The 25,603-nt window shown below is 53.1% G+C and carries 24 protein-coding genes; 13 read left to right on the top strand and 11 right to left on the bottom strand.

Going from position 1 to position 25,603, the window contains the following annotated elements:
* Nucleotides 1–164: 164 nt before the first annotated feature.
* Entirely contained in the window at nucleotides 165–830 is a 666-nt protein-coding gene (gene rpiA, locus DW47_RS0100510) for a ribose-5-phosphate isomerase RpiA (RefSeq protein ID WP_029684354.1), read from the bottom strand.
* Between the two features lie 186 nt (nucleotides 831–1,016).
* Between rpiA and DW47_RS0100505 the strand changes: the two genes are divergently transcribed.
* Nucleotides 1,017–1,931, top strand: a complete 915-nt coding sequence (locus DW47_RS0100505; RefSeq protein WP_029684353.1) for a LysR family transcriptional regulator ArgP — start codon at nucleotides 1,017–1,019, stop codon at nucleotides 1,929–1,931.
* Between the two features lie 19 nt (nucleotides 1,932–1,950).
* Here DW47_RS0100505 and DW47_RS0100500 read toward each other — a convergent pair whose 3' ends face one another.
* The 10 genes from DW47_RS0100500 to speA all read right to left on the bottom strand — a co-directional run bounded on the left by DW47_RS0100500 (nucleotide 1,951) and on the right by speA (nucleotide 14,349).
* A complete protein-coding gene (locus DW47_RS0100500) occupies nucleotides 1,951–2,703 on the bottom strand; it encodes an oxidative stress defense protein (protein ID WP_029684352.1) in 753 nt (250 codons plus the stop codon).
* Nucleotides 2,704–2,804: 101 nt separating this feature from the next.
* The gene (locus tag DW47_RS0100495; protein ID WP_029684351.1) at nucleotides 2,805–3,428 is read right to left on the bottom strand and encodes a LysE family transporter; all 624 of its coding nucleotides are present in this window, start codon (nucleotides 3,426–3,428) and stop codon (nucleotides 2,805–2,807) included.
* Between the two features lie 143 nt (nucleotides 3,429–3,571).
* Nucleotides 3,572–4,441 carry a small-conductance mechanosensitive channel MscS gene (gene mscS, locus DW47_RS0100490; protein ID WP_029684350.1) on the bottom strand — a complete coding sequence of 290 codons (870 nt, stop codon included), beginning with the start codon at nucleotides 4,439–4,441 and terminating at the stop codon, nucleotides 3,572–3,574.
* A gap of 284 nt (nucleotides 4,442–4,725) precedes the next feature.
* Nucleotides 4,726–5,805 carry a class II fructose-bisphosphate aldolase gene (gene fbaA, locus DW47_RS0100485; RefSeq protein WP_029684349.1) on the bottom strand — a complete coding sequence of 360 codons (1,080 nt, stop codon included), beginning with the start codon at nucleotides 5,803–5,805 and terminating at the stop codon, nucleotides 4,726–4,728.
* Nucleotides 5,806–5,898: 93 nt separating this feature from the next.
* On the bottom strand, nucleotides 5,899–7,062 hold the full coding sequence (pgk, locus tag DW47_RS0100480; protein ID WP_029684348.1) for a phosphoglycerate kinase: 1,164 nt from the start codon (nucleotides 7,060–7,062) through the stop codon (nucleotides 5,899–5,901).
* A 50-nt stretch (nucleotides 7,063–7,112) separates the two neighbouring features.
* Nucleotides 7,113–8,135: an erythrose-4-phosphate dehydrogenase gene (gene epd / locus DW47_RS0100475; protein WP_029684347.1), complete on the bottom strand. Its 1,023-nt coding sequence runs from the start codon at nucleotides 8,133–8,135 to the stop codon at nucleotides 7,113–7,115.
* Between the two features lie 307 nt (nucleotides 8,136–8,442).
* Nucleotides 8,443–10,434, bottom strand: coding sequence for a transketolase (gene tkt / locus DW47_RS0100470; protein ID WP_029684346.1), 1,992 nt, complete (start codon nucleotides 10,432–10,434; stop codon nucleotides 8,443–8,445).
* 350 nt (nucleotides 10,435–10,784) lie between these two features.
* Nucleotides 10,785–11,192, bottom strand: a complete 408-nt coding sequence (locus DW47_RS0100465; RefSeq protein WP_029684345.1) for a YidB family protein — start codon at nucleotides 11,190–11,192, stop codon at nucleotides 10,785–10,787.
* A 64-nt stretch (nucleotides 11,193–11,256) separates the two neighbouring features.
* Complete coding sequence (gene speB, locus DW47_RS0100460) at nucleotides 11,257–12,177, bottom strand: agmatinase (protein ID WP_029684344.1); 921 nt, start codon at nucleotides 12,175–12,177, stop codon at nucleotides 11,257–11,259.
* 195 nt (nucleotides 12,178–12,372) lie between these two features.
* Nucleotides 12,373–14,349: a biosynthetic arginine decarboxylase gene (gene speA, locus DW47_RS0100455; protein ID WP_029684342.1), complete on the bottom strand. Its 1,977-nt coding sequence runs from the start codon at nucleotides 14,347–14,349 to the stop codon at nucleotides 12,373–12,375.
* A gap of 611 nt (nucleotides 14,350–14,960) precedes the next feature.
* Here speA and metK point away from each other — a divergent pair.
* From metK to hemW, 12 genes are all read left to right on the top strand, one after another.
* Nucleotides 14,961–16,112: a methionine adenosyltransferase gene (gene metK / locus DW47_RS0100450; protein ID WP_029684341.1), complete on the top strand. Its 1,152-nt coding sequence runs from the start codon at nucleotides 14,961–14,963 to the stop codon at nucleotides 16,110–16,112.
* 436 nt (nucleotides 16,113–16,548) lie between these two features.
* Nucleotides 16,549–17,946: a sugar porter family MFS transporter gene (locus DW47_RS0100440; RefSeq protein ID WP_029684340.1), complete on the top strand. Its 1,398-nt coding sequence runs from the start codon at nucleotides 16,549–16,551 to the stop codon at nucleotides 17,944–17,946.
* Nucleotides 17,947–18,038: 92 nt separating this feature from the next.
* Nucleotides 18,039–18,548 (top strand): SprT family zinc-dependent metalloprotease, encoded by a 510-nt coding sequence (locus tag DW47_RS0100435; protein WP_029684339.1) that lies wholly within the window; start codon nucleotides 18,039–18,041, stop codon nucleotides 18,546–18,548.
* Nucleotides 18,549–18,676: 128 nt separating this feature from the next.
* Entirely contained in the window at nucleotides 18,677–19,408 is a 732-nt protein-coding gene (rsmE, locus tag DW47_RS0100430) for a 16S rRNA (uracil(1498)-N(3))-methyltransferase (RefSeq protein WP_029684338.1), read from the top strand.
* Between the two features lie 90 nt (nucleotides 19,409–19,498).
* A complete protein-coding gene (gshB, locus tag DW47_RS0100425) occupies nucleotides 19,499–20,446 on the top strand; it encodes a glutathione synthase (RefSeq protein WP_029684337.1) in 948 nt (315 codons plus the stop codon).
* A gap of 69 nt (nucleotides 20,447–20,515) precedes the next feature.
* Nucleotides 20,516–21,079 carry a YqgE/AlgH family protein gene (locus tag DW47_RS0100420; RefSeq protein ID WP_029684336.1) on the top strand — a complete coding sequence of 188 codons (564 nt, stop codon included), beginning with the start codon at nucleotides 20,516–20,518 and terminating at the stop codon, nucleotides 21,077–21,079.
* Nucleotides 21,079–21,495, top strand: coding sequence for a Holliday junction resolvase RuvX (gene ruvX, locus DW47_RS0100415; RefSeq protein WP_029684335.1), 417 nt, complete (start codon nucleotides 21,079–21,081; stop codon nucleotides 21,493–21,495). Before DW47_RS0100420 ends, ruvX begins: the two co-directional genes overlap by 1 nt.
* An 87-nt stretch (nucleotides 21,496–21,582) precedes the next feature.
* On the top strand, nucleotides 21,583–21,966 hold the full coding sequence (locus DW47_RS0100410; RefSeq protein WP_051150779.1) for a protease inhibitor I42 family protein: 384 nt from the start codon (nucleotides 21,583–21,585) through the stop codon (nucleotides 21,964–21,966).
* 600 nt (nucleotides 21,967–22,566) lie between these two features.
* Complete coding sequence (locus tag DW47_RS0100405; protein WP_029684333.1) at nucleotides 22,567–23,271, top strand: YggS family pyridoxal phosphate-dependent enzyme; 705 nt, start codon at nucleotides 22,567–22,569, stop codon at nucleotides 23,269–23,271.
* A 14-nt stretch (nucleotides 23,272–23,285) separates the two neighbouring features.
* The gene (locus DW47_RS0100400) at nucleotides 23,286–23,840 is read left to right on the top strand and encodes a YggT family protein (RefSeq protein ID WP_029684332.1); all 555 of its coding nucleotides are present in this window, start codon (nucleotides 23,286–23,288) and stop codon (nucleotides 23,838–23,840) included.
* Between the two features lie 19 nt (nucleotides 23,841–23,859).
* Nucleotides 23,860–24,453, top strand: a complete 594-nt coding sequence (gene rdgB, locus DW47_RS0100395) for an RdgB/HAM1 family non-canonical purine NTP pyrophosphatase (protein ID WP_029684331.1) — start codon at nucleotides 23,860–23,862, stop codon at nucleotides 24,451–24,453.
* Nucleotides 24,446–25,585, top strand: coding sequence for a radical SAM family heme chaperone HemW (gene hemW, locus DW47_RS0100390; RefSeq protein ID WP_029684330.1), 1,140 nt, complete (start codon nucleotides 24,446–24,448; stop codon nucleotides 25,583–25,585). The genes rdgB and hemW overlap by 8 nt, the downstream gene beginning before the upstream one ends.
* Nucleotides 25,586–25,603 lie beyond the last annotated feature (18 nt).

The raw sequence follows: 25,603 nt of genomic DNA, 5'->3' as shown, positions 1-25,603 counted from the left end.
GCCATCAGCAACAGAAACCCGCAGCGCTGGCAGTGAGCACTATGCTGCCCTTTTAGCAGAATTTGATAAAAAGAAAACGTTTACCTATAAAAAAAAGCAGGATGAGTTACCTCCTGCTTTTAACCTGATATAAATCACTAAAATTTGCCGTAAAAAAAACCTTCTCATCCACCTCGGGTCAGAGTGAGCACTCCGTTGTCGGTGCCGATCAGCGCCACATCGGCACCACGGTCAGCAAATAACCCGACAGTCACCACCCCAGGTAGGGCATTAATTTTTCGCTCCAGCTCGGCCGGATTAACAATGCTCAGATTATAGACATCCAAGATACAGTTTCCGTTATCCGTGACCACATCTTGGCGATACTCCGGCAGGCCACCCATTTTCACCAACTGACGGGCGACATAGGCACGGGCCATCGGGATCACTTCGACCGGCAAGGGAAAATGCCCCAGCACATCCACTTGTTTGGTCTGGTCGGCGATACAGACAAAGGTCTCTGCCACCGCGGCGATGATCTTTTCACGGGTCAGCGCAGCACCGCCTCCTTTAATCATCTGCATCTGTGGGTTGATCTCATCGGCACCGTCCACATACACGGACAGCTGGTCGATATTATTGAGGTCAAATACCGGAATACCGTAAGCACGGAGTTTTTCGGTGGAGGCTTCAGAACTGGACACTGCCCCTTCGATATCGTGTTTAATGCTGGCCAGTGCATCGATAAAATGTGCAGCGGTGGTACCGGTGCCGACACCCACCACACTTCCAGGGCGGACATACTTCAGTGCTGCCCATCCCACTGCTTTTTTTAATTCATCCCGGGTCATGATATGTTAAACCTGTAGGCGCTGATCGAGGCACCAGTATAAAGCAAGCGACAGGAAAAAACGCACTCCGGTGACGGATTCTGTGTTTTAGCTCGCGGTCGGCTGGCCAGTATCAGACAGCGCCTGTTTGCACACAACCGAGCCACAGCCAGGGAGCATCTCCCTGAAAAGAGAATAAAAAACAACATGAAACGCCCGGATTATCGAACCCTTCAGGCCCTGGATGCTGTGATACGAGAGCGCGGCTTTGAACGCGCTGCGCAAAAATTATGTATAACCCAGTCAGCAGTTTCGCAACGTATCAAGCAGTTGGAGAACCTGTTTGGTCAGCCGTTGCTGGTGCGTACCGTGCCGCCGCGCCCGACCGAACAAGGCCAGAAATTGCTGGCTTTGCTTCATCAGGTGGAAATGCTGGAAGAGCAGTGGTTGGCGGACGGATCCGGCAGCACCACCCCGCTGCTGCTGTCGATTGCAGTCAACGCAGACAGTTTGGCAACCTGGCTGTTACCGGCCCTCAAGGATGTGCTGGCGGATTCACCGGTACGCCTCAATTTACAGGTCGAAGATGAGAGCCGTACCCAGGAGCGTCTGCGGCGTGGCGAAGTAGTGGGTGCGGTCAGTATTCAACCCCAAGCCCTGCCGAGTTGTTTGGTGGATCAATTAGGAGCGCTGGATTACCTGTTTGTCGCCTCACCGGAGTTTGCCAGCCGCTATTTCCCTAACGGGGTGACACGCAACGCGCTGCTGAAAGCCCCTGCGGTGGCGTTTGACCATTTGGATGATATGCATCAAGCCTTTTTACAGCAGTATTTTGATTTACCGCCGGGCAGTGTGCCCTGCCACATCGTTAACTCCTCAGAAGCCTTTGTGCAATTGGCTAGACAGAGTTCGGTCTGCTGTATGATCCCACACCTGCAAATCGGTAATGAACTGGCCCGGGAAGAGCTAGTCGACCTCACCCCTGGGCTCTATCAGCGGCGAATGCTCTACTGGCACCGCTTTGCGCCAGAAAGCCGCTTAATGCGCAGTGTCACCGATGCGCTACTGGAACATGGCCATCGAGTGCTGCGTCAGGACGAGTATCCGGCAGCGACCATCTAATTGGCTGTCACGGCCCTATTCAGGGCTGTGACTGTGCCGAAGTGCTTGCTTTGCTCGGCAGCAATTCAAACACCACATTCACTTTATCATCAAAGCTGATGGCATTTTTCTGGTAGGTCTGTTGCGGAGTCGTATCGGCACTGGCTTTCGCCAGCCCGTACATCCGCGGTTCCGGACGTGCAGCCAGCGCACGGGCATTGTAGTCAATGCTCCATACCGGCCCTAGCTGATCGCCGAAACCGACCGCCAGCGCCCTGCCCTGCGCAATGGCATCCTTAATGGCTAAATCTCGTGCCTGCTGCTGATAACGCCCCGGATCAGTGACCTGCGGCGTCACCGAACGGATCTCATTTAGCCCCTGCTTCAACGCCCCGTTAAGCAGATCATTGAGTTTGTCGATCTGCCGTACCTTTACCGTGATCTGGCGGGTGGCCTGATAGCCCGTTAATATCGGCTTACTCTGTTTGCTGTAATCATATTGCGGCTGAGTATTGATATTGGCGGCATCAATATCCTGCTTCGCCACTCCCTGTTGCTGCAGAAAGTCAAAGTAGCGGGCAACCCGCTGATCCACCTGCTGCTTGGCATTGCTGGACGTCGAGGCGGTCAGTTCAACCACAATATTGAGGATTGCCATATCCGGTGCGACTTCAACCAGTCCCCGACCAGAGGTACTGATATGCGGCTTGTTTGGCACATCAATGGCCAGCGCCGGTACGGCAGTGAGGCTACCCGCCACTATTACACAGGTGAGCCAAGGGTTCAGTTTCATGTAGATCCTCCCTGTTAACCCCGTCCGGACCTCCGGCGGGCGGTTACCGGTTATTGGAGTCAGACCACGCAAGAAAGTTCGTCGTCAGACAAAGCTTTACATCAGGCGGTGAGCATAGCCAAAGCATCCAGTGCCAAGTGTATCGCTAGCCAAAACATCATCACCGCGACCAGCAGATTAATCCCTTGGCGAGCCAATGGGCGTTGCAACCAAGGGGAAAGTATCCCCGATAGCAGCGCCAGCGCATAAAACCACAGCACTGAGGCACTCATCGCCCCGGCGGCAAACCACAGCCGTTGTGCGTCTGGGACTTGGCTCCCCAAGCTGCCCAGCACCACAAAAGTATCCAGATAGACATGCGGGTTGAGCCAGGTGACCGCCATTAAGGTAACTAACAGTCGCAGCCGCTGCCGAGAGACCGGGGGTGTTGCCGAAGCCGCATCGGTGCTGACAAACAGCTGTTTAAGCCGACCCCAGCCATACCACAGCAGAAACAGCACTCCGGCCCAGCTAATCAGCTGTAAGGCCAGCGGTGAGTGCTGTAGCAGCGTACTGCCGCCAAATACCCCTGCGCCGATCAGTAGCATATCGCTGAGAGTACAGAAGGACGCCGCAGTCAGGGCGTGCTGGCGCAAGATCCCCTGATTCAGCACTAAGGTATTTTGCGGGCCGAGAGGCAGGATAAGGGCCGCGCCTAGGGTAAAACCTTGTAGCCAGAATAACATCGAGCACCTCTACACTAAGAAAATCGGCAGAGTGTCGCGGGATCGAACAGAAAAAGGAAATGGAAAAAACTTATCGGCAATCAGAAAAAATAATAATCAGCGAGAAAGACCAGCCTACAGGGGCCTGCAGGCTGGTCACGGGCTTATTCCGCGCTGTCCGCCTTGGATGCTGACGGGTTGTAAAGATGCACATCCATCTGCGGGTAAGGCAGACCAATATTATTCGCATCTAACGCACGTTTGAACGCCGCCATCAGATCATAATAGGTCTGAGTTTGGTCGTTATAGGTGGTCCAGCAACGGACGACAATATTCAGGGAAGAGGCCCCCATTTCATTCAGGGCAACCACTACTGGTTTTTCTTTGATGACACGCTTTTCTGCTGCAACCACGTTGCGCAGCACCGTAAACACTTCATCAATGTCAGACTCGTAAGAAACCCCGATAATAAACTGGCTGCGGCTCAACGGCTCGCGGCTGTAGTTAATGATCTTACCGGAAATGATGCTACCGTTAGGCACCACCACGATGTTGCCATCAGAGGTCTGCAGTGTTGTTGAGAAGATTTGCACGCTGAGTACGGTCCCGGCAGCACCGCTGATATCCACATATTCGCCGACACGGAACGGACGGAAAGTCACCAGCAGGACACCGGCCGCAAAGTTTGACAGTGAACCTTGCAGTGCCAGGCCGACGGCTAAACCGACAGCACCTAATACCGCGATCACCGAAGCGGTCTGCACGCCAACACGGCTCAGTGCGGCAATCACAGTAAAGGCAATGATCACATAACGAGCCAGTACTGACAGAAAGTCAGCGACGGTCTGATCAATACTGCGGGCGCGTAGCACCTTGTTTAGACCGTTAGAAATCACTCGGGCGACAATGAAACCAACAAAAAGAATGGCAATAGCGGCGGCAATATTGACCGCGTAGCTCAGCAGCAACTCCTGATTACGTTCCAACCAAGAGCCAGCGCTATGCAGGCTGTTTGCGACATTTAAGTCTTGCATGGGATGATCCTGTTTTAATATTCCTGAGGTTTGATCGTTAAACTGCTAATCCGGCAGCTTGTGGCAAAGGGTAAACAATAAATGGTCGAATGCCAAACCGCGAGACTCCCTAAGGGGGCGCTTTCAGAAATTATTACCCCAGACTGCCGCCGAGGGAGCTTGCAAGCCTATGAACTGGGGGCGGTGATTGTCCGCTATCAAACCTACCAGCACAGCCTCGCCATCTTCTGCGCTGAAACAAAAAAGGTCCACCCGCAGGCAGACCTTGTTTTATTTTCGTCAGATTACAGGCGATCAACCGCGTTCAGTTCATGGAATGCCTGCTCAAGGCGGGTCACCATGGAACTCTGTGCGGCGCGCAGCCAAACACGTGGATCGTAGTATTTTTTATTTGGCTTATCATCGCCTTCCGGGTTACCCAGCTGAGACTGCAGGTAGCCTTCGTTCTTTTTGTAGTACTGCAGGATCCCGTCCCAGGTGGCCCACTGAGTATCGGTGTCGATGTTCATTTTGATAACACCGTAGCCGATAGACTCTTTGATCTCTTCTGCAGAAGAGCCGGAGCCGCCATGGAACACGAAGTTCAGGGCGTTGTGTGGCAGGCCATGTTTTTCGCTGACATAATCCTGAGAGTTACGCAAAATTTTCGGCGTTAACTGGACGTTACCGGGTTTGTAGACACCGTGTACGTTACCGAATGAGGCGGCGATGGTGAAATTCGGGCTGATCGCATTCAGTTTCTGGTAGGCGTAATCCACGTCTTCCGGCTGAGTGTAGAGCGCCGAGTTATCCAGGTGGGAGTTATCCACGCCATCTTCTTCACCGCCGGTACAACCCAGTTCGATCTCCAGGGTCATCCCCATTTTCGCCATACGCGCCAGGTATTTACCGCTGATTTCGATGTTCTCTTCCAGCGACTCTTCTGACAGGTCAATCATATGAGAGGAGAACAGCGGTTTACCGGTTTTGGCAAAGTGCGCTTCACCGGCATCCAGCAGACCGTCGATCCACGGCAGTAATTTTTTGGCGCAGTGGTCGGTATGCAGGATCACCGGCACACCGTAAGCTTCCGCCATCAGATGGACATGATGAGCACCGGCTATCGCCCCCATAATGGCCGCCGCCTGAGGTTTATCAGACGTGTAGCCTTTACCGGCGATAAACGCGGCACCGCCGTTAGAGAATTGGACAATCACCGGCGCTTTCACTTTAGCGGCAGTTTCCAGTGCAGCGTTAATTGAGTCGGTACCGACACAGTTTACCGCTGGCAGTGCGAAGTGATTTTCTTTAGCTACCTGGAAGATTTTCTGAACATCTTCACCGGTCACTACACCTGGTTTTACGAAATCAAAAATTTTAGACATAGGGTTGTCCTGTTTCGTTGGCCGTAAACGGAAGCCCGACCAGCGGGCTGAAATCGGTCACCACCGGTATTACTCGGCCGTGACCTGCCACAATTACTGTTTTGCGCGTTCTTCCAGCATGGCTACTGCCGGTAATTTTTTACCTTCGACAAATTCCAAGAAGGCACCACCACCGGTGGAAATATACGAGATTTTATCTTCGATACCGAACAGGTCGATGGCTGCCAAGGTATCGCCGCCACCGGCGACCGAGAAGGCATCGCTGTCTGCAATCGCATTGGCCACAATTTCGGTGCCTTTGCGGAAATTAGGGAACTCAAATACCCCGACCGGACCGTTCCACAGGATGGTTTTCGCCTCTTTGAGGATTGTCGCCATCGCCTGAGCGGTTTCATCACCGAAATCCATGATCTCTTCTTCATCTTTGATTTCGCTGACTTTCTTCACGGTTGCTGGCGCAGTTTCGGAGAACTCTGTGCCAACGCGAGAATCTGTCGGCACTGGGATGCCGTATTGGTCACGCAGTTTTTTCGCTGCCTCGACAAAATCAGGTTCGTACAGAGATTTGCCGACATTGTTATCAATGGCGACGAAGGTGTTGGCAATACCGCCACCGACAATCACGGTATCCGCAATACCCACCAGTGACTGCAGTACATCAAACTTGGTAGAGACCTTAGAGCCACCGACCACTGCCACCATCGGACGGGCCGGATTGCTCATAGCTTTGCCCAGCGCTTCCAGCTCCGCTGACAGCAGTGGACCGGCACAGGCGATAGGGGCGAATTTGCCGACACCGTGGGTGGAGGCCTGCGCACGATGAGCAGTACCAAATGCATCCATCACGAACACATCGCAGAGTGCCGCGTATTTTTTGGATAGGGTTTCGTCGTCTTTTTTCTCGCCTTTGTTGAAGCGAACGTTCTCCAGAACCACCAGCTCACCAGCTTCCAGATTGACGCCATCGAGGTAATCTTTTGCCAAGGTCACCTTGGCGCCACCCAGTTTATCTTTCAGATAATTCACCACCGGCAGCAGAGAGAATTCTTCGTTGTATTCGCCTTCCACCGGACGACCCAAGTGCGAGGTTACCATAACTTTGGCACCCTGCTTCAGGGCAGATTCAATGGTCGGTAATGAGGCACGGATACGGGCATCAGAGGTCACCTTACCCTCTTTCACCGGCACGTTAAGGTCGGCACGGATCAGTACACGTTTACCTGCTAGATCCAGATCGGTCATTTTGATTACAGACATGGTGAATCCTCTTATTGATTCTCGTAAGTTTTATCCAGCGCTGTCGCGCCTTACCTGAAATTACCTGCGGCCATCGCTAAAGTGGTATCTAACATACGGTTAGCAAAGCCCCATTCGTTGTCGCACCATACCAGGGTTTTCACCAGGTGCTTTCCGCTGACCCGTGTCTGAGTACCGTCGACGATGGCACTGTGCGGATCATGATTAAAATCAATCGATACCAACGGCAGCTCCGTGTAATCGACTATACCACGAAAAATTCCGCCGGATGCGTTTTGCAACAGCTCATTAACCTGCCCCGCGGTCACGGCGCTTTCCAATGTCACACTCAGGTCAATCGCAGTGACATTGATCACGGGAACACGCACCGCAATCGCTTCAAAACAGTCTGAAAACTTAGGGAAAATACGTGAAATCCCAGCCGCCAATTTCGTATCCACCGGAATAATCGACTGGCTGGCGGCACGTGTCCGGCGCAAGTCTGGGTGGTACGCATCCAACACCTGCTGATCATGCATCGATGAATGGATAGTAGTGACCGTCCCAGACAAAATAGTGAATGCATCATCCAACAGTTTAATCACCGGAATAATACAGTTGGTGGTACAGGAGGCATTGGAGACAATCCGATCATCCGCCTGTAATTCATGGTGATTAACACCATAGACCACAGTACGGTCGAGATCGTTTCCGCCGGGATGAGAGAACAGCACTTTTTTTGCCCCAGCGGTCAAATGGGCTTCCCCGTCGGCGCGACTGCCATAGACGCCGGTACAGTCCAGCACGATATCGATATCGAGTTCTTGCCACGGCAGGTCAGCAATGGATGCTTCATGCAGCAGGCGGATGTGGTCACGCCCAACACGTAGTAAATCATCCTCTTCCAGATGGACGTCATAGGCAAAGCGACCATGGCTGGTGTCATATTTCAGGAGATGGGCAATGCCTTCGTTGTCAGCCAGTTCATTAATGGCCACCACGGTCACTTCCATATGACGACCGGTTTCATACAAGGCCCGCAGCACACTGCGGCCGATCCGGCCAAAACCATTAATCGCTATTCTGAGGGTCATTTGACTACCATTACTTTCTCTGCGGCATCACCCTCTAACAAGAGGCATGAGCGGCAACCAGTGAACACAACGTCCTACCCTAGGCAGCCCGTTGCAAAACCCCGACTGAAACGCTTCAGCCGAGAATAAAGGATGCGGCCGGCAACGGGAATGACTGAGATCAACTGTAATTGTTTTTATCAGAGCCACCTCACACTTTCCCCCGCTGACTGCATAAAAAAACATCGGCACTAACGGCTTACACCAGATGAAAAAAAAGCATGGCAGTCACTGCCATGCTTTATGTAAACCGTTAAACGCGATCGCCTTACAGCAATGCGTTGGCTTTCGCCACCACGTTATCGACGGTGAAACCAAACTCTTTAAACAGCAGATCCGCTGGCGCAGATTCACCAAAGCTGGTCATGCCAACAATAGCGCCGTTCAGACCGGTGTATTTGTACCAGAAGTCAGCGATAGCTGCTTCGATAGCCACACGAGCGGTCACCGCTGCCGGCAGTACAGATTCGCGGTACGCCGCATCCTGCTTGTCGAACGCATCGGTCGAAGGCATGGAGACGACTCGTACTTTACGGCCCTGCTCGCTCAGTTTCGCAGCAGCATCCACCGCCAGGCCCACTTCTGAACCGGTGGCGATCAGGATCAGTTCTGGCTGACCGTCACAGTCTTTCAGTACGTAACCGCCGCGGGCAACGTTGGCTAACTGCTGAGCATCACGAGGCTGCTGAGTCAGGTTCTGACGAGAGAAGATCAGCGCGGTAGGCCCGTCCTGACGTTCAATCGCGTATTTCCACGCCACTGCAGATTCGACCTGATCACAAGGACGCCAAGTGCTCATGTTTGGTGTGGTACGCAGGCTGGCCAGCTGCTCAACCGGCTGGTGGGTCGGGCCGTCTTCACCCAGACCGATAGAGTCATGGGTATAGACCAGCACCTGACGAATTTTCATCAGGGCTGCCATACGGGTGGCGTTACGGGCGTATTCCACAAACATTAGGAAAGTCGCGGTGTACGGCAGGAAACCACCGTGCAAAGCGATACCGTTAGCAATGGCAGTCATACCGAACTCACGCACACCGTAATGGATATAGTTACCCGCAGCGTCAGTGTTAATCGGTTTAGAGCCGGACCACATAGTCAGGTTACTTGGTGCCAAGTCAGCAGAGCCGCCCAGGTATTCTGGCAGCAGTTTACCGAAGGCTTCAATGGCGTTCTGAGAAGCTTTACGGCTGGCGATGCTGGCAGGGTTTGCCTGCAGTTCTTCGATGTACTTCTGCGATTCTTGCTGCCAGTTTTCCGGCAGTTTGTCAGAGGTACGACGGCTGAACTCTTTCGCCAACTCTGGGAATTCGGCGCTGTAGGCGGCAAATTTCTTATCCCACGCCTGCTCTTTTTCCTGACCCGCAGTTTTCGCGTCCCAGGCAGAGTAGATGTCTGCAGGAATTTCAAAAGGAGGATAGTTCCAACCCAGTTGCTTACGGGTCAGTGCAATTTCGTCATCACCCAGCGGCGCACCATGAGAGTCATGGGTACCGGCTTTGTTCGGCGAACCGAAACCGATCACTGTTTTACAGATCAGCAGTGACGGCTTATCGGTAACGCTGCGCGCTTCTTCAACGGCGCGACGGATTGCATCGTGATCATGACCATCAACACCACGGATCACATGCCAGCCGTAGGCTTCAAAACGCATCCCAGTATCATCGGTGAACCAGCCATCGGTGTGACCATCGATAGAGATACCGTTGTCATCATAGAACGCGACCAGCTTGCCCAGTTTTAAGGTCCCTGCCAGTGAACAGGCTTCATGGGAAATACCTTCCATCATGCAGCCGTCACCCATAAAGGCATAAGTATAGTGGTCAACGATGTCGTGACCCGGACGGTTAAACTGTGCAGCCAGGGTGCGCTCTGCAATCGCGAAACCGACAGCATTGGCGATACCCTGTCCCAGAGGACCGGTGGTGGTTTCCACGCCCGGCGTATAACCGTATTCTGGGTGACCCGGGGTACGGGAGTGCAGCTGACGGAAGTTTTCCAGTTCGGTGATCGGCAGATCATAACCGGTGAGGTGCAGCAGGCTGTAAATCAGCATTGAGCCGTGGCCGTTAGACAGCACGAAGCGGTCGCGGTCAGCCCATGATGGGTTCTGCGGGTTGTGGTTCAGGAAATCACGCCATAACACTTCGGCGATATCAGCCATACCCATAGGGGCACCCGGGTGACCGGATTTGGCTTTCTGTACTGCGTCCATACTGAGGGCACGAATCGCATTGGCGAGTTCTTTATGTGAGGGCATGCGTAAGCTCCAGATCGGATAATGGCCTTCCCTTTACCAATACATTGAAAATCAACAATTATCAGGCAAGGCCGAAAAACGTTCGTCCTTCAATGTACATGAAAAACGGGGCAAAAGTATATGCCGTAACGGGCGAATTGTGCGGCTGAAAGTGCAGGAGATCAGAGGCCTCTGAAATGCGGGAGAAAAAGCGCCGGAGATCACAAAAGATTATGCTAGTGCCCGGCGCTGCACGGTCAGTTATCTGCTAACTGCCCCTGATTTCACAGTGGTTAGCACGGTGCCACAGTCGGCTGTGGCACCCTGTCGTCGTGGCATACCTTGAGTACGCCATAGGCTCGGTCAGTTTTTTAGCTCTTAAAGATGCTGTTAACCAGAGATCCTAAATCCAGCTGACTGTTGCTGCCGCTGGCTTCTGGGTGAACTTCGCCCTGTGGTGAGATTTTGTCCAGCAGTTCTGGCAGCAGCTGGGCCAGGACACCTGAAGCGCCGCTGACGTCAGTTCCCAACTTACCGGCCAGTGACTCCAGATCCTGCGTCGGCAGCGAGGATTTAATATCGTCACTGCTAACCGACTGGTTAGAGCCGTTGCTCAGCCAGCTTGAGATAATCTCTCCCAGACCGCCCTGCTGAAACTTCTGGATCAGCACTTCTACGCCGCCCTGCTCCTGAACCCAGTTCCAGACAGCCTGTAATTGTCCCAGTTTGTTCTGCTGACCGCCGGTCAGAGAGCCTAATACATCATCCAGTAAACCCATGGCGTTCTCCTTGTTTAATTGCTCGCGAATAGTTCAACGTGGCTAGCATAGCACAGACTGCGGATCATGGTTTTGACGCAGCCTGTACATGTAACATATCCAGTGCCAGGGTGGCGGCCGCCAGTGACGTCAGGTCGGCATGGTCATAACCCGGAGCCACTTCCACCAGATCCATCCCGACAATGTTCATGCCCTGTAGGCCACGGATAAGCTTAGTGGCTTTATCCGACGTCAAGCCGCCAATCACCGGGGTGCCGGTGCCCGGTGCATGAGCTGGGTCCAGACAGTCGATATCAAAGGTCAGGTAAATCGGTAAATCACCAACGGTCTTTTTAATTTCCGCGAGGATATCCGCCACCGAGCTGTCGTTAACCTGCGCCGCATCCAGCACGTTAAAGCCGAGATTTTTATCGTACTCGGTACGGATACCGATCTGCACCGAGTGGTTCGGATCAATCAGCCCTTCATTCGGCGCATGGTAGAACATGGTGCCGTGATCGAAGGTCGGGCCGTTAGAATAAGTATCGGTATGGGCGTCAAAATGCACCAGCGCCATTTTTCCGAAATGCTTAGCATGGGCACGCAACAGTGGCAGGGAGATATAGTGGTCGCCACCAAAGGTCAGCATACGCTTGCCGCTGGCCAGCAGCTTTTCCGCATGGGCCTGCAGTTTGCTGGACATATCCTGAGAATCACCAAATGCGTAGACCAGGTCGCCGCAGTCGATCACCTTTAGGCGCTGACGCAGGTCAAAATCCCACGGCCAGCGGCAACCTTCCCAGGCCAAGTTTGTGGAAATCTGGCGGATGGCACCCGGTCCAAGACGGCTGCCCGGACGACCAGAGGTGGCGGCGTCAAACGGGACCCCGGTGATCACCCATTCCGCATCACTGTCATAAGGCTGAAAATTCAGGGGGAAGCGCATAAATCCAAAGGCGTTAGACACTAGGGAGTTATCGTATTCATTACCCAGGGTATGGTACATAGTGGTTCCTCTCTCCTTTCTACGACGGACTATGCCGCCGCAGAGATGCCGCCGCCTGAATAGACTACGGCGAAAAAAAGCCCTTGTGTGTCGTTAAACCCGATGCACAAGGGCGATAGACTGATTATCGTCATTCACAGTGATAACCACAATGGCTAAGCGTGCGTCCGCTTACCGCCGGTCATCACTGAGCGATCACTCGTCTTCCAGATAGGTGTAACCATAGAGACCGCTTTCGAATTCCGACAGGAACTGCTCACGCAATTCGGCCTCGATATCGGTCTCTTTCACCTGCTTCTGGAACAGATCCAGCAGCTTGCGTGGATTGAGCTGCACATATTCCAGCATGTCCGCCACGGTATCCCCTTCATCGGAGATTTCCACGTCTACTTCACCGTTATCATAGGCATAGACATTTACCGCTTCGGTATCGCCGAACAGGTTATGCATATTCCCAAGGATTTCTTGGTACGCGCCGACCATAAAGAAGCCCAGCATCGGTGGGTCCTCTGGATCATAATCCGGCATCGGCATGGTGGTGGCGATACCGTCACCGTCGATATAATGATCGATAGTGCCGTCCGAGTCACAGGTGATATCCAGCAGTACCGCACGGCGCTCCGGAGACTTATTCAGGCCTTCCAGCGGCAGTACAGGGAATAACTGGTCGATCCCCCAAGCATCCGGCATCGACTGGAACAATGAGAAGTTGACGTAAATTTTGTCCGCCATCCGCTCCTGCAGTTCGTCGATAATCGGACGGTGGGCACGGTTGCTCGGGTCCAGGTGCAGGCGGGTATAGTGGCAGATACTCAGATACAACTGCTCCGCCCAGGCCCGCTGGGTGAGGTCGTAAGTGCCCGCCGAATAGCCGGTATGAATATCGTGCAGGTCCATTTGGCTGTCATGCAGCCATTCACGCAGCGAACGACGTACGTTCGGCTCGTGCATCTCCTGCCACGTTTCCCACAGGCTGACAATTGGGCGCGGTGAATCTTCTGCTGGCGCCTGTGGCGTAGTGAATTCGTTACGTTCCACACCGATGATGTTCGACACCAGTACCGTGTGGTGTGCCGTGACGGCACGCCCAGATTCAGTTATCACTGTTGGGTGCTCAAGACCATGCTCGTCACAGGCATCACCTATGGCCCAGATCACGTTATTGGCGTATTCATTCAAGCCATAGTTGACCGAGCAGTCAGACTGAGAACGTGTACCTTCGTAATCGACACCTAGACCGCCGCCGACATCGAAACATTTGATATTAACGCCCAGTTTCGCCAGTTCCACATAGAAACGCGCAGATTCACGCACCCCGGTGGAGATGTCACGGATATTCGCCATCTGTGAGCCAAGGTGGAAATGCAGCAGTTGCAGGCTGTCGAGGCGGCCCGCGTTGCGCATAATGTCTACCAACTGCAAGACCTGGGTGGCTGACAGTCCAAATTTAGATTTCTCGCCGCCGCTGGACTGCCATTTGCCGGAGCCCTGTGAGGCCAGACGGGCGCGAATGCCCAAACGCGGGGTCACGTTGAGACGTTCAGCTTCTTCTAATACCAGACGCACCTCGGTCATCTTCTCGATCACCAGATAGACTTTGTGGCCCAGTTTTTCACCGATCAATGCCAAGCGGATGTATTCACGGTCTTTATAGCCGTTACAGACGATCACCGAACGGGTCTGACCGGCATGGGCCAATACCGCCATCAGCTCGGCTTTGGAGCCAGCTTCCAGTCCGAGCGGCTCACCGGAATTAATCAGTGACTCGATCACCCGTTTATGCTGGTTAACCTTGATCGGATAGACTAGGAAGTAGTCCCCTTTATAACCGAAAGATTCGCGGGCACGGCTGAACGCGGCGTTAATGGAGCGCAGACGGTGTTGTAGAATTTGCGGGAAACAGAACAGTGCTGGCAGGCGCTGGCCCTGAGCTTCCCGCTCTTTCACCAGTTTAGCTAGGTCAACACGCACCTCCGGTTGTTCCGGATTCGGGCAGACGCTGATATGGCCCAGTTCATTGACGTCGTAGTAGTTATTCCCCCACCAGGCAATGTTGTAGGTCTTCAGCATGCGGCTGGCTTCGGTATCGTTAATCGCGACTTCCTGCATGGAACGCAATTCCCCCTGTTCGCCTGCTGACGAACCCTTGATCGTTTTCATGTCGTCAGACATTGCGAACCTCGAGTGTTGATGAATAAGTCAAACGGCTGTTATTCCGCATGGAGGCTTCTCCTGATTGCAGTAACAGTTTCATGCATCATTTATAGCACAGAGTCCCGGCGGAAAAGAGAGGAAAACACGCTATCTCTTTGCTGAGCGGCGCGATTTCTGTTGCCGAATAATACAAGGAGGCGACGGTCCGCTGTCTGCCAACAGTGCTGCCCTCACGGGGGATATCCCCCAACGCGAGTCAGCAGCAGGGAGAGCCTTGCCAAATCTCTGCCCCGTTTTGCTAACAACCAGAAAATTCTGTCTTTGGCGCGGCTGATCACCGACCAAAACGCCCTGTTGCGGCTGGCTGTGCCATTATGTTTACAGCCTGTAACGCCTTAATATTTAAAAAGGGGTGGCGTTTCCCCAAAACTGTGACCTAAAATAGACGTCCGGATGGTTTTCCGTCTAATAATCGCTCTCTGCACGTAATAACTACCTGGCAGTGTATCCAGCCTGTGCCGTAAGGCGCACCCTGAACCGCTCACGGCTTTGTCTTAAGAAGCGAAACTGAGCACTGCTGATGTTCGCTATGCTGTAGAATTGAAACCACAGAGTAAGGTAAAGAACTCATGGCAAAACACCTATTTACATCCGAGTCCGTATCAGAAGGGCATCCCGATAAAATTGCTGATCAGATCTCTGATGCAGTGCTGGATGCCATTCTGGAGCAAGATCCTAAGGCACGTGTCGCCTGCGAAACCTACGTAAAAACCGGTATGGTGCTGGTCGGTGGTGAAGTCACTACCAGCGCATGGGTGGATATCGAAGATATCACCCGTAAAACCGTCCGCGATATCGGTTATGTTCACTCCGATATGGGCTTTGATGCTAACTCTTGTGCGGTCCTGAGCACCATCGGTAAGCAGTCTCCAGATATTAACCAAGGTGTTGACCGCGCTGATCCGCTGGAACAGGGTGCCGGTGACCAGGGTCTGATGTTCGGTTATGCCACCAACGAGACCGATGTGCTGATGCCAGCGCCAGTCACCTATGCACACCGTCTGGTGCAGCGCCAAGCGGAAGTCCGTAAAGACGGTACCCTGCCGTGGTTACGTCCGGATGCGAAAAGCCAAGTGACCTTCCAGTACGATGACGGCAAAATTGTCGGTATCGATGCGGTAGTATTGTCTACCCAGCATGCAGAAGAAATCGGTCAGAAAGATCTCCAGGAAGCGGTGATGGAAACCATCATCAAACCAGTACTGCCTGCTGAGTGGCTGAACAGCGCCACCAAATATTTTATCAACCCGACCGGACGCTTTGTGATCGGCGGCCCAATGGGTGACTGTGGTCTGACTGGTCGTAAAATTATCGTTGATACCTACGGCGGTATGGCCCGTCACGGTGGCGGTGCTTTCTCCGGTAAGGACCCATCAAAAGTTGACCGCTCGGCGGCCTATGCGGCACGTTATGTCGCGAAAAACATCGTGGCGGCCGGCCTAGCTGACCGCTGTGAGATCCAAGTGTCTTATGCCATCGGTGTTGCCGAACCAACCTCTATCATGGTTGAAACTTTCGGTACCGAAAAAGTGCCTGCTGAGCAGCTGACCCTGTTAGTGCGCGAGTTCTTCGACCTGCGTCCTTACGGACTGATCCAGATGCTGGATCTGCTGCACCCAATCTACCGCGATACGGCTGCCTACGGTCACTTTGGTCGTGAGCACTTCCCATGGGAAAAAACCGACAAAGCTGACGCATTACGCGAAGCTGCCGGTCTGTAATCCCCCTCACAGGGCAGATTTCTCTGCCCTGTTGTTATCTCTCCTGAGAAATTTCTGCTTTTTTCCGAACCTCCGACGATCACAGTGATCGGCGTTTGCTGTGAATTTCAGGCTAATATTTGTGAATTATTAAGCGTGGTAGCGTTTACATCTCACAGCCACTTTCATTCTGCTTTATTCCGGTCTATAACAAGAGAATTCCGGTCAAAAAAACAGGTTGCATAGGCCCGCTACTGCAAGTTTATAATCCGGAACTTTATTATTCCGGCACATTGTCTGACCAAGCCGGGTACTGATCGTGTTTTTCACCATAAATTATCCTGAATAACCGTTTAGCAGATGTAACCGATTACATCACTGTGATCCTGCTCACGGCAAAATCCGGAAATTTTCTTTAACATTACTACAATAATGATTGTTAATAGTGGAGGCTCAAATGCCTGATAACACCCACAAACGCAGAACATCGAACAAAATGATGACCTTGTTCGTCTGCTTCCTTGCGGCCCTAGCAGGTTTACTGTTTGGTTTGGATATCGGCGTCATCGCCGGGGCCCTGCCATTCATTGCCAAAGAATTTAATGTTTCCGCACACCAGCAGGAATGGATCGTCAGCTCAATGATGTTTGGTGCCGCTATCGGTGCTATCGGCAGTGGCTGGATGTCTTCGCACCTAGGACGTAAAAAGAGTCTGATGGCAGGGGCTATCCTGTTTGTCGTCGGCTCGCTGTTCTCTGCACTCTCCACTAGCCCGGAAATGCTGATCGCTGCCCGTGTGCTGCTGGGGCTGGCGGTAGGTGTAGCATCCTATACGGCACCGCTATATTTGTCTGAAATCGCGCCGGGAAATATCCGCGGCAGTATGATTTCCCTTTATCAGTTAATGATCACCATCGGTATTCTTGGGGCCTACCTATCAGATACCGCGCTGAGCTATACCGGTAACTGGCGCTGGATGCTGGGAGTGATCACTATCCCTGCCCTGCTGCTGCTCATCGGGGTGATTTTCCTGCCGAACAGCCCTCGCTGGCTGGCGGCTCGCGGTAACTTCCAAGATGCCAAACGGGTACTCGACCGTCTGCGTGACACCAGCGAGCAGGCGAAACGTGAGCTTGATGAGATCCGTGAAAGCCTGAAAGTTAAACAAACCGGCTGGTCGTTGTTTAAAAATAACGGTAACTTCCGCCGTGCGGTTTACCTAGGCATCCTGTTACAGGTGATGCAGCAGTTTACCGGCATGAACGTCATCATGTACTACGCGCCGAAAATTTTCGAAATCGCCGGTTTTGCTGACACCAATCAGCAAATGTGGGGCACCGTGATCGTCGGTCTGATCAACGTACTGTCGACCTTTATCGCAATCGGTCTGGTTGACCGTTGGGGCCGTAAACCAACCCTGATTTTAGGCTTTATCGTTATGGCAGCCGGTATGGGTATCCTCGGCAGTATGCTGCACTTTGGTATCCATTCTGTCGGTGCGCAGTACTTCGCAATTGCCATGCTGCTGATGTTTATTATCGGCTTTGCTATGAGCGCCGGTCCGCTGATCTGGGTACTGTGTTCAGAAATTCAGCCGCTGAAAGGCCGCGATTTCGGGATCACTGTCTCCACGACCACCAACTGGATCGCCAACATGATTGTCGGCGCCACCTTCCTGACGCTGCTCAATACCTTGGGTAACGCACCGACCTTCGGTGTGTATGCGCTGCTGAACTTGGCGTTTATCGTACTGACCCTGTGGTTGATCCCTGAAACTAAAAACGTTTCACTGGAACACATTGAACGTAACCTGATGCAAGGTAAGAAATTACGTCACATCGGTCAGCAGGATTAACCAGTCCCGCCCCCTCTCACAGGCAACGGCAACGTTGCCTGTGTTGTTTCTGCCCCATTGAATTCCGCCCGTCCGGGGATTATGCTGCCCCGATGAAAACTCTGCGTCTGCCCATCGCCCTGCAGCAGGCGGTGATGCGCTCATTGCGCCATCACCTCAGCCTCGCCAATCAACATTTGGAAAAAGAGTATCCGTTACCCGAAGTGCTGTATCAGCAACGGGGGACCACGGCTGGCACTGCCTGGCTGCAGTCTTGGCAGATCCGCCTTAATCCGGTGTTATTGATGGAAAACGGCCAAGCCTTTGTCGATGAAGTAGTGCCGCACGAACTGGCTCACCTGTTGGTGTGGAAACACTTTGGCCGGGTGGCTCCCCATGGCCGGGAATGGAAATGGATGATGCAGACCGTACTGGGTGTCCCCGCCAAGAGTACCCACCGTTTTGATACCGAGTCCCTACAAAAAACCTTTGCTTATCGGTGCGCCTGTCGTCGCCATCGGCTGACCGTGCGTCGCCATAACAAAGTATTGCGCGGCGAGACCCGTTATCGCTGTAATGACTGCAATGGCGAACTGAAGCCAGATCCTACTGACTCCGCCTAAGCCGCCAGCGGACACCAAAAAAACCTGTCCGACGGTTGACCTTATCCTCAGGGACAGGGACACTGGACATCCTTAACATTTATTACTGGCTGCACGCTATGTGGCGGCCCTGAACTGGTAGATTTTTCATGCGTATCCCCCGCATTTATCACCCTGAAACCTTAGTCAGTCACTGTGAAACTGAATTGAGTGAAGACGCCGCAAACCATGTCGGCCGGGTATTGAGAATGATCCGTGGTCAATCTCTAGAGTTGTTTGATGGCAGTAATCAGGTATTCCCTGCAACCATTGTCCACGCAGATAAAAAGCGTGTCACCGTGCAGTTGGCCGACGCCGTCAGCGATGATCGTGAATCACCGCTGTCTCTGCATCTCGGCCAGGTGATGTCACGGGGTGAGAAAATGGAATTTACTATCCAGAAATCCATTGAGCTGGGGGTTAACCAAATCACCCCACTGCTGTCTGAACGCTGTGGCGTAAAATTGGACGCCGAACGTCTTGAGAAAAAACGTCAACAGTGGCAGAAAATTGCCATTGCCGCCTGCGAACAATCTGGGCGTAACCGGGTGCCGGAAATTCGTCCTGTGATGTCACTCAGCGACTGGTGCGCCGAACCCGAAACCGGCTTGAAGCTCAACCTGCACCCGCGGGCTAGCCAAAGTATCAATACTCTGCCGCTACCGGTCAGTCGTGTGCGTCTGCTGATCGGTCCTGAAGGGGGACTGAGCAGTGATGAGATCGAGATGGCTGCCGGACAAGGGTTTACCGATATTTTATTGGGGCCACGGGTACTACGTACCGAAACCGCCGCGCTGACCGTGATCACTGCCCTGCAGGTAAGGTTCGGCGACTTAGGATAACCCGGCACCTGCGGTAAAACCCCGCTGTGGCTGAAAGGGTACTATCAGTGAAGATTAAGGTAGTCAGTGCTGCCTTCCGAGGAGAAAATAATGATTAAGCTTGGCATCGTGATGGACCCGATTGCGGACATCAATATTAAGAAAGACACCAGCTTTGCAATGCTGCTGGAAGCACAGCGTCGTGGCTATGAAATCCATTATATGGAAATGAATGACCTGCACCTGCGTGGCGGTGTTGCCTCGGCACGGACTCGGATACTGACCGTCGAGCAGAATTACGATAATTGGTACCAGTTTGGCAGCGAACAGGAGATCAAACTGGCGGACCTGAATGTTATCCTGATGCGTAAGGATCCGCCGTTTGACACCGAGTTTATTTACGCGACCTATATCCTTGAGCGTGCTGAAGAACAAGGCACACTGATCGTCAACAAACCGCAGAGCCTGCGTGACTGCAACGAAAAACTGTTCACTGCTTGGTTTGCCGATCTAACCCCGGACACCCTGGTGACCCGCAGTCAGGATAAACTGCGCGAGTTCTGGCAGGAACATGGCGATATCATCATGAAGCCACTGGATGGTATGGGCGGCACCTCAATCTTCCGTGTGAAACAAGATGACCCTAACTTTTCGGTGATTTGTGAAGCGCTGACCCATGAGGCGACCACCTACTGTATGGCGCAGAACTATCTACCTGCTATCAAAGAAGGTGATAAGCGCGTATTGGTAGTGGACGGTGAACCTGTGCCTTACTGCCTGGCCCGTATCCCGAAATCGGGAGAAACCCGTGGTAACCTAGCGGCCGGTGGTCGCGGGGAAGCCCGTCCGCTGAGCGACACTGACTTAGCGATTGCCCGTAAAGTGGCACCGGTACTGAAAGAGAAAGGCCTGATCTTTGTCGGCCTGGACATTATTGGTGACCGCCTGACAGAAATTAACGTCACCAGCCCAACCTGTGTCCGCGAAATCGAAGCGGCTTTCCCGATCTCAGTGACCGGCATGTTGATGGATGCGATTGAAAAACGCCTCAAAGGCTGATGTCTGTCACCCCTGACCGGCAGCCCTTCGCTGCCGGTTGATTGTCTGAAATTACCACACTGAGCCAGCATGAATTTACAACACCATTTCCTTATCGCGATGCCATCCCTCGAGGACCCAGTATTTAAACGTACCGTTGTCTATGTGTGCGAGCACAATGACGAGGGTGCAATGGGCCTTATCGTCAATAAGCCGATGGAAGACCTGACGATCGAGGGCATACTGGACAAATTAGAGATCACCCCCGACTATGCGGAACACCAGCGGACCCTAGATTATCCGGTGTATAACGGCGGCCCGGTGGCAGAAGATCGTGGTTTTATTCTGCACACCCCTGCCCAGTCGTTCTCATCCAGTATCACGATTTCTGACAACACTATTTTGACCACCTCCAAAGATGTACTGGAGTCACTGGGTAGCGAACAGAAACCGGAAAATGTGATCGTCGCCTTGGGTTACTGTACCTGGGAAGAAGAGCAGTTGGAGCAAGAGATCTTGGATAATGCGTGGCTCATCGTCCCGGCTAACACCGATATCCTGTTCAACACCCCTATTTCTGAACGCTGGCGCAGCGCGGCGAAAAGCCTCGGCGTAGATATCGCGCAGATCGCCGCTCATGCAGGACATGCCTGATGTCAGCGAAAACTCTGCTTGGATTTGACTTCGGCACTAAAAGCATTGGTGTGGCCGTCGGCCAGCAACTGACCGGCACCGCGCGTCCGTTGAAAGCCCTCAAGGCCCAGGACGGTGTGCCAGACTGGGCGCTGATCGAAAAACTATTGAAAGAGTGGCAGCCCGATTTAGTAGTCGTCGGTCTGCCGTTGAACATGGATGGCACCGAACAGCCACTCACTGCCCGAGCGCGCAAATTTGCCAATCGTCTGCATGGTCGCTTTGGTGTTGCGGTGGAATTACAGGATGAGCGATTAAGTACCGTCGAAGCCCGCGCCGGACTGTTCGAGCAAGGCGGTTATCGTGCCCTCAGCAAAGGCAATGTGGACTCCGGATCTGCGGTAATTATTCTGGAAAGCTGGTTCGACTATCACTGAATCGGCCGAACCGCCGTATACTTGTCCTGCCCGCCGCCGCATAGCGCGGAGATCTGTCACCTCATTGTTCAAGGAAGGAGATTTACGATGAAAGGTTATCTTAGTGCCGCAGTCAGCCTATTGGCCGCTTTCAGCAGTGTTAGCGCGCTAGCCGCAGAGGTCCCTGCCCGAGTACAGGGCGTGGTCGGCAAACAAGCCGAACTGTCACTGGAGGCCAACCCGAGTACCGGCTATCAATGGATGATCAGCGGTCTGCCTGAAGGAATATTACTGGTTCCCGGCAGCTACCAAGCCGCGGCACACTGCCAACCGGGTATGACCGGCTGCAGCGGTCAGCAGCGTTTCTATCTACTGGCGGAAAAACCGGGCAACTCGACCCTAAAGCTGGTTTATGGTCGCCCGTTTGACCGCAGTAGCTGGCAAGAAAAACAGATCCGCCTAGAGTTCAGTGCCGCCAACTCACAAAAGTAACTCTAGGGCCGCTCAGCATAGCCCGCGGCTTACTCTCAATCGGAAACCGGCTACCCTGCCGGTCTGAAACCTCTTCTAGAGGCCGTCTAGCGGAATACGATTGCCGCTACAGCGTTTTGTGTTCTGAGACTACGTTTCGGGAGTTACCAAAAATATTTTTATCGTGCAGAAAAAACTGATTATTCGCTTTATTAAGTCAAAGATTACTCAACTTCGCGAGTTGGCATATCAGAGTTCCTCATCAACTGTCCCAGAATTGTCGAAATAATAGCCAATGATGTATGCCATTTAAATTAGCCTCGTCACAAACCTTCGATTCATGTTGCGAGACGGAGTTACTGGGGACTCGTTCAAGAAACCCATTCCGCGACGAGATTAAGCCCCTCAGTTCCCTCAAGCGTCTCTGCTTCAGTCCTCATACTATGCATAACGCCGATATACGCTCCCTATTCCAAGCTTGAGACACACCGATTGCCGTATGGTATGATTTTTACTATACAGCGGTTCACTTAGTCACAGTGCAGATAACACTTCACCATCAGGCATTATGCTTTACACTAAGGGCCACAATTTCCTCCAATTCCAGTAAACAGTCCGGTTATGACGTCCATTCAGCATAATTTACAGCAAGTCCAGCAGCGTATCAGCCGCGCTGCCGAGCATTGCGGCCGTGATCGCCAACAGATCACCCTGCTGGCCGTGAGTAAAACCAAACCTGTGAGTGATATCCGGGAAGCCTGGCAGGCAGGTCAACGCTGCTTCGGTGAAAACTACGTCCAGGAAGGGGTCGATAAAATCGCCCAAACCGGTGACCTGACCGATACAGAATGGCATTTTATCGGGCCACTACAGTCGAATAAGAGCCGATTAGTGGCCGAGAATTTTCACTGGTGCCATACCCTCGACCGACTGAAATTAGCACAGCGCTTGAACGATCAGCGCCCGGCGGCGCTACCGCCATTGAATGTGCTGATCCAGGTGAATATTAGCGACGAAAGCAGCAAGTCAGGTATTGCCTTGCATGACGTTGAGGGACTGGCGGCGGAAATTAACGCTTTGCCGAATCTACGGTTACGGGGCCTGATGGCGATCCCGGCACCGGAAAAAGAGTATCAGGCTCAGCTGGCTGTCTGCCGGCAAATGGCTGAGGCGTTACAGACATTACAGGCGGCTTACCCCGGCATTGATACCCTGTCTCTGGGGATGAGTGACGATATGGAAGCCGCAATTGAAGCCGGAAGCACCCTGGTACGTGTCGGGTCTGCCATTTTTGGCGCCCGCCATTATCCAGATGCTGCTTCCTGACACTGAGGACTTACATGAACACTCTGACATTTCTGGTGCAAACGGTTATTGATCTCTATGTGATGGTGCTACTGCTGCGCATTTGGATGCAGATCGCCCGCTGTGACTTTTATAACCCACTGAGCCAGTTTATCGTTAAACTAACCCAACCGGTGATCCGCCCGCTACGCCGGTTGATCCCCGCCATCGGCCCTGTGGATACCGCCTCGCTGCTGCTAGCATTGGTGCTGACTACCCTTAAATTCCCGCTGCTGGTATTGATCCAGTCAGGTGGCTTCTCCCTAAGCCTGTTCAACCTAGTGATCGGCGTGTTGTCGCTGCTGAAAGCTGCCGGTAACTTGGTGTTCTGGGTAATATTGGTGCGCTCATTAATGAGCTGGGTGAGTCAGGGACGCGGCGCTATGGATCTGGTGCTGATCCAATTGACCGAACCGCTGATGGCACCGATCCGCCGTTTTCTGCCAGCGATGGGCGGTATTGATTTCTCTGCCATGATCGTTGTGCTGATCCTCTACGCACTGAATTTCCTGGGCATGGATATCTTCCCAGGACTGTGGTACCTGCTGTAATTCTGAAGGCTGAATAATGATGCAAAAAGTCGTCCTGGCAACCGGTAATGCCGGAAAAGTCCGTGAGCTGGCAGAGCCGCTGGCAGAATTTGGTCTGGAAATTGTTGCCCAGACCGATCTCGGCGTGGAAGGCCCGGAAGAGACCGGCCTGACCTTTATCGAAAATGCGCTGCTGAAAGCACGCCATGCCGCCCGTGAAACCGGATTACCGGCTATTGCCGATGACTCTGGACTGGCGGTGGAGAGTCTCGGCGGCGCGCCGGGGATCTACTCTGCCCGTTACGCAGGCACTGAAGCCAGCGATCAGCAGAATGTGGAAAAGTTACTAGAAGCCCTACAGGACGTGGCCGATGCGCAGCGTCAGGCAGCGTTCCACTGTGTACTGGTCTATCTGCGCCATGCGGATGACCCGACACCGCTGGTATTTCATGGACGCTGGCCGGGGATGATCACCCGCCAGCCTGTCGGTGAAGGCGGCTTCGGCTATGACCCGGTATTCTTTGTGCCCCAACAGGGCAAAACGGCTGCCGAAATGACCAAGCCTGAGAAACTGGCGGTGTCTCATCGTGGCCAAGCGCTAGCACTGCTATTGGATGCGCTGCGAGATGGGTAACCTGCCACCGCTGAGCCTGTATATCCATATCCCCTGGTGTGTACAGAAGTGCCCATACTGTGACTTCAACTCCCATGCACTGAAAGGGGAAGTGCCGCACAGCGAGTACGTCAGCCATTTACTGGCTGATCTGGATAACGATATTGCCCTGACCTCCGGGCGCGAAATCGCCACTATTTTTATCGGTGGCGGTACCCCGAGCCTGTTAAGCAGTGAGGCGATGCAGATGCTGCTGGATGGCGTCCGCCAGCGGCTGCCGGTCTCTCCGCAGGCAGAGATCACCATGGAAGCTAACCCAGGTACCGTCGAAGCCGACCGTTTCAGTGGCTATCAACGGGCAGGGGTTAACCGTATTTCCATCGGCGTGCAGAGCTTTAGCCAGCCAAAACTGACCCGCTTGGGGCGTATCCATGGCCCAGATGAAGCAAAGCGCGCCGCACACTTGGCGGCAGGTCTGGGCCTGCGCAGTTTTAACCTCGACCTGATGCACGGTCTTCCGGACCAGTCATTGCTAGAGGCGTTGGAGGATCTGCGTCAAGCCATTGAGTTATCTCCGCCACACCTCTCTTGGTATCAGCTCACTATCGAGCCAAATACCTTGTTTGCCTCACGTCCGCCGGTTCTGCCAGACGAAGATGACCTCTGGGATATTTTCGAACAGGGGCACCGCTTACTCACCGAAGCCGGTTATCAGCAGTATGAAACCTCTGCGTATGCCAAACCAGGCTTAAAATGTGAACATAACCTTAACTACTGGCGTTTTGGTGACTATCTGGGGATTGGCTGTGGCGCCCACGGTAAATTAACTCAGCCTGACGGTGAGATCATCCGCAGCGTGAAAACCCGTCATCCACGCGGTTTTATGCGCGGCGAGTATCTGGATAAGCGTTATACGGTGACCGATGATGAGAAGCCGTTCGAGTATTTTATGAACCGTTTCCGACTGACCGAGCCCTGCCCGCGCGAAGAATTCAGTCGTTATACTGGCCTTGAAGAGAGCTATATTCGTCCGGCCTTAGACAGTGCATTGGCACAGGGTTACCTGACCGAAACGCCCCATCATTGGCAGGTAACTGAAAAAGGACGCCTGTTCCTAAATAGCCTGCTGGAATTATTTCTCGAAGGGGAATAATTGATAAACGGCAGTCTC

Source organism: Tatumella saanichensis (assembly GCF_000439375.1).
Taxonomy (GTDB): Bacteria; Pseudomonadota; Gammaproteobacteria; order Enterobacterales; family Enterobacteriaceae; genus Tatumella; species Tatumella saanichensis.
This window is presented reverse-complemented; position numbering and strand designations above follow the sequence as displayed.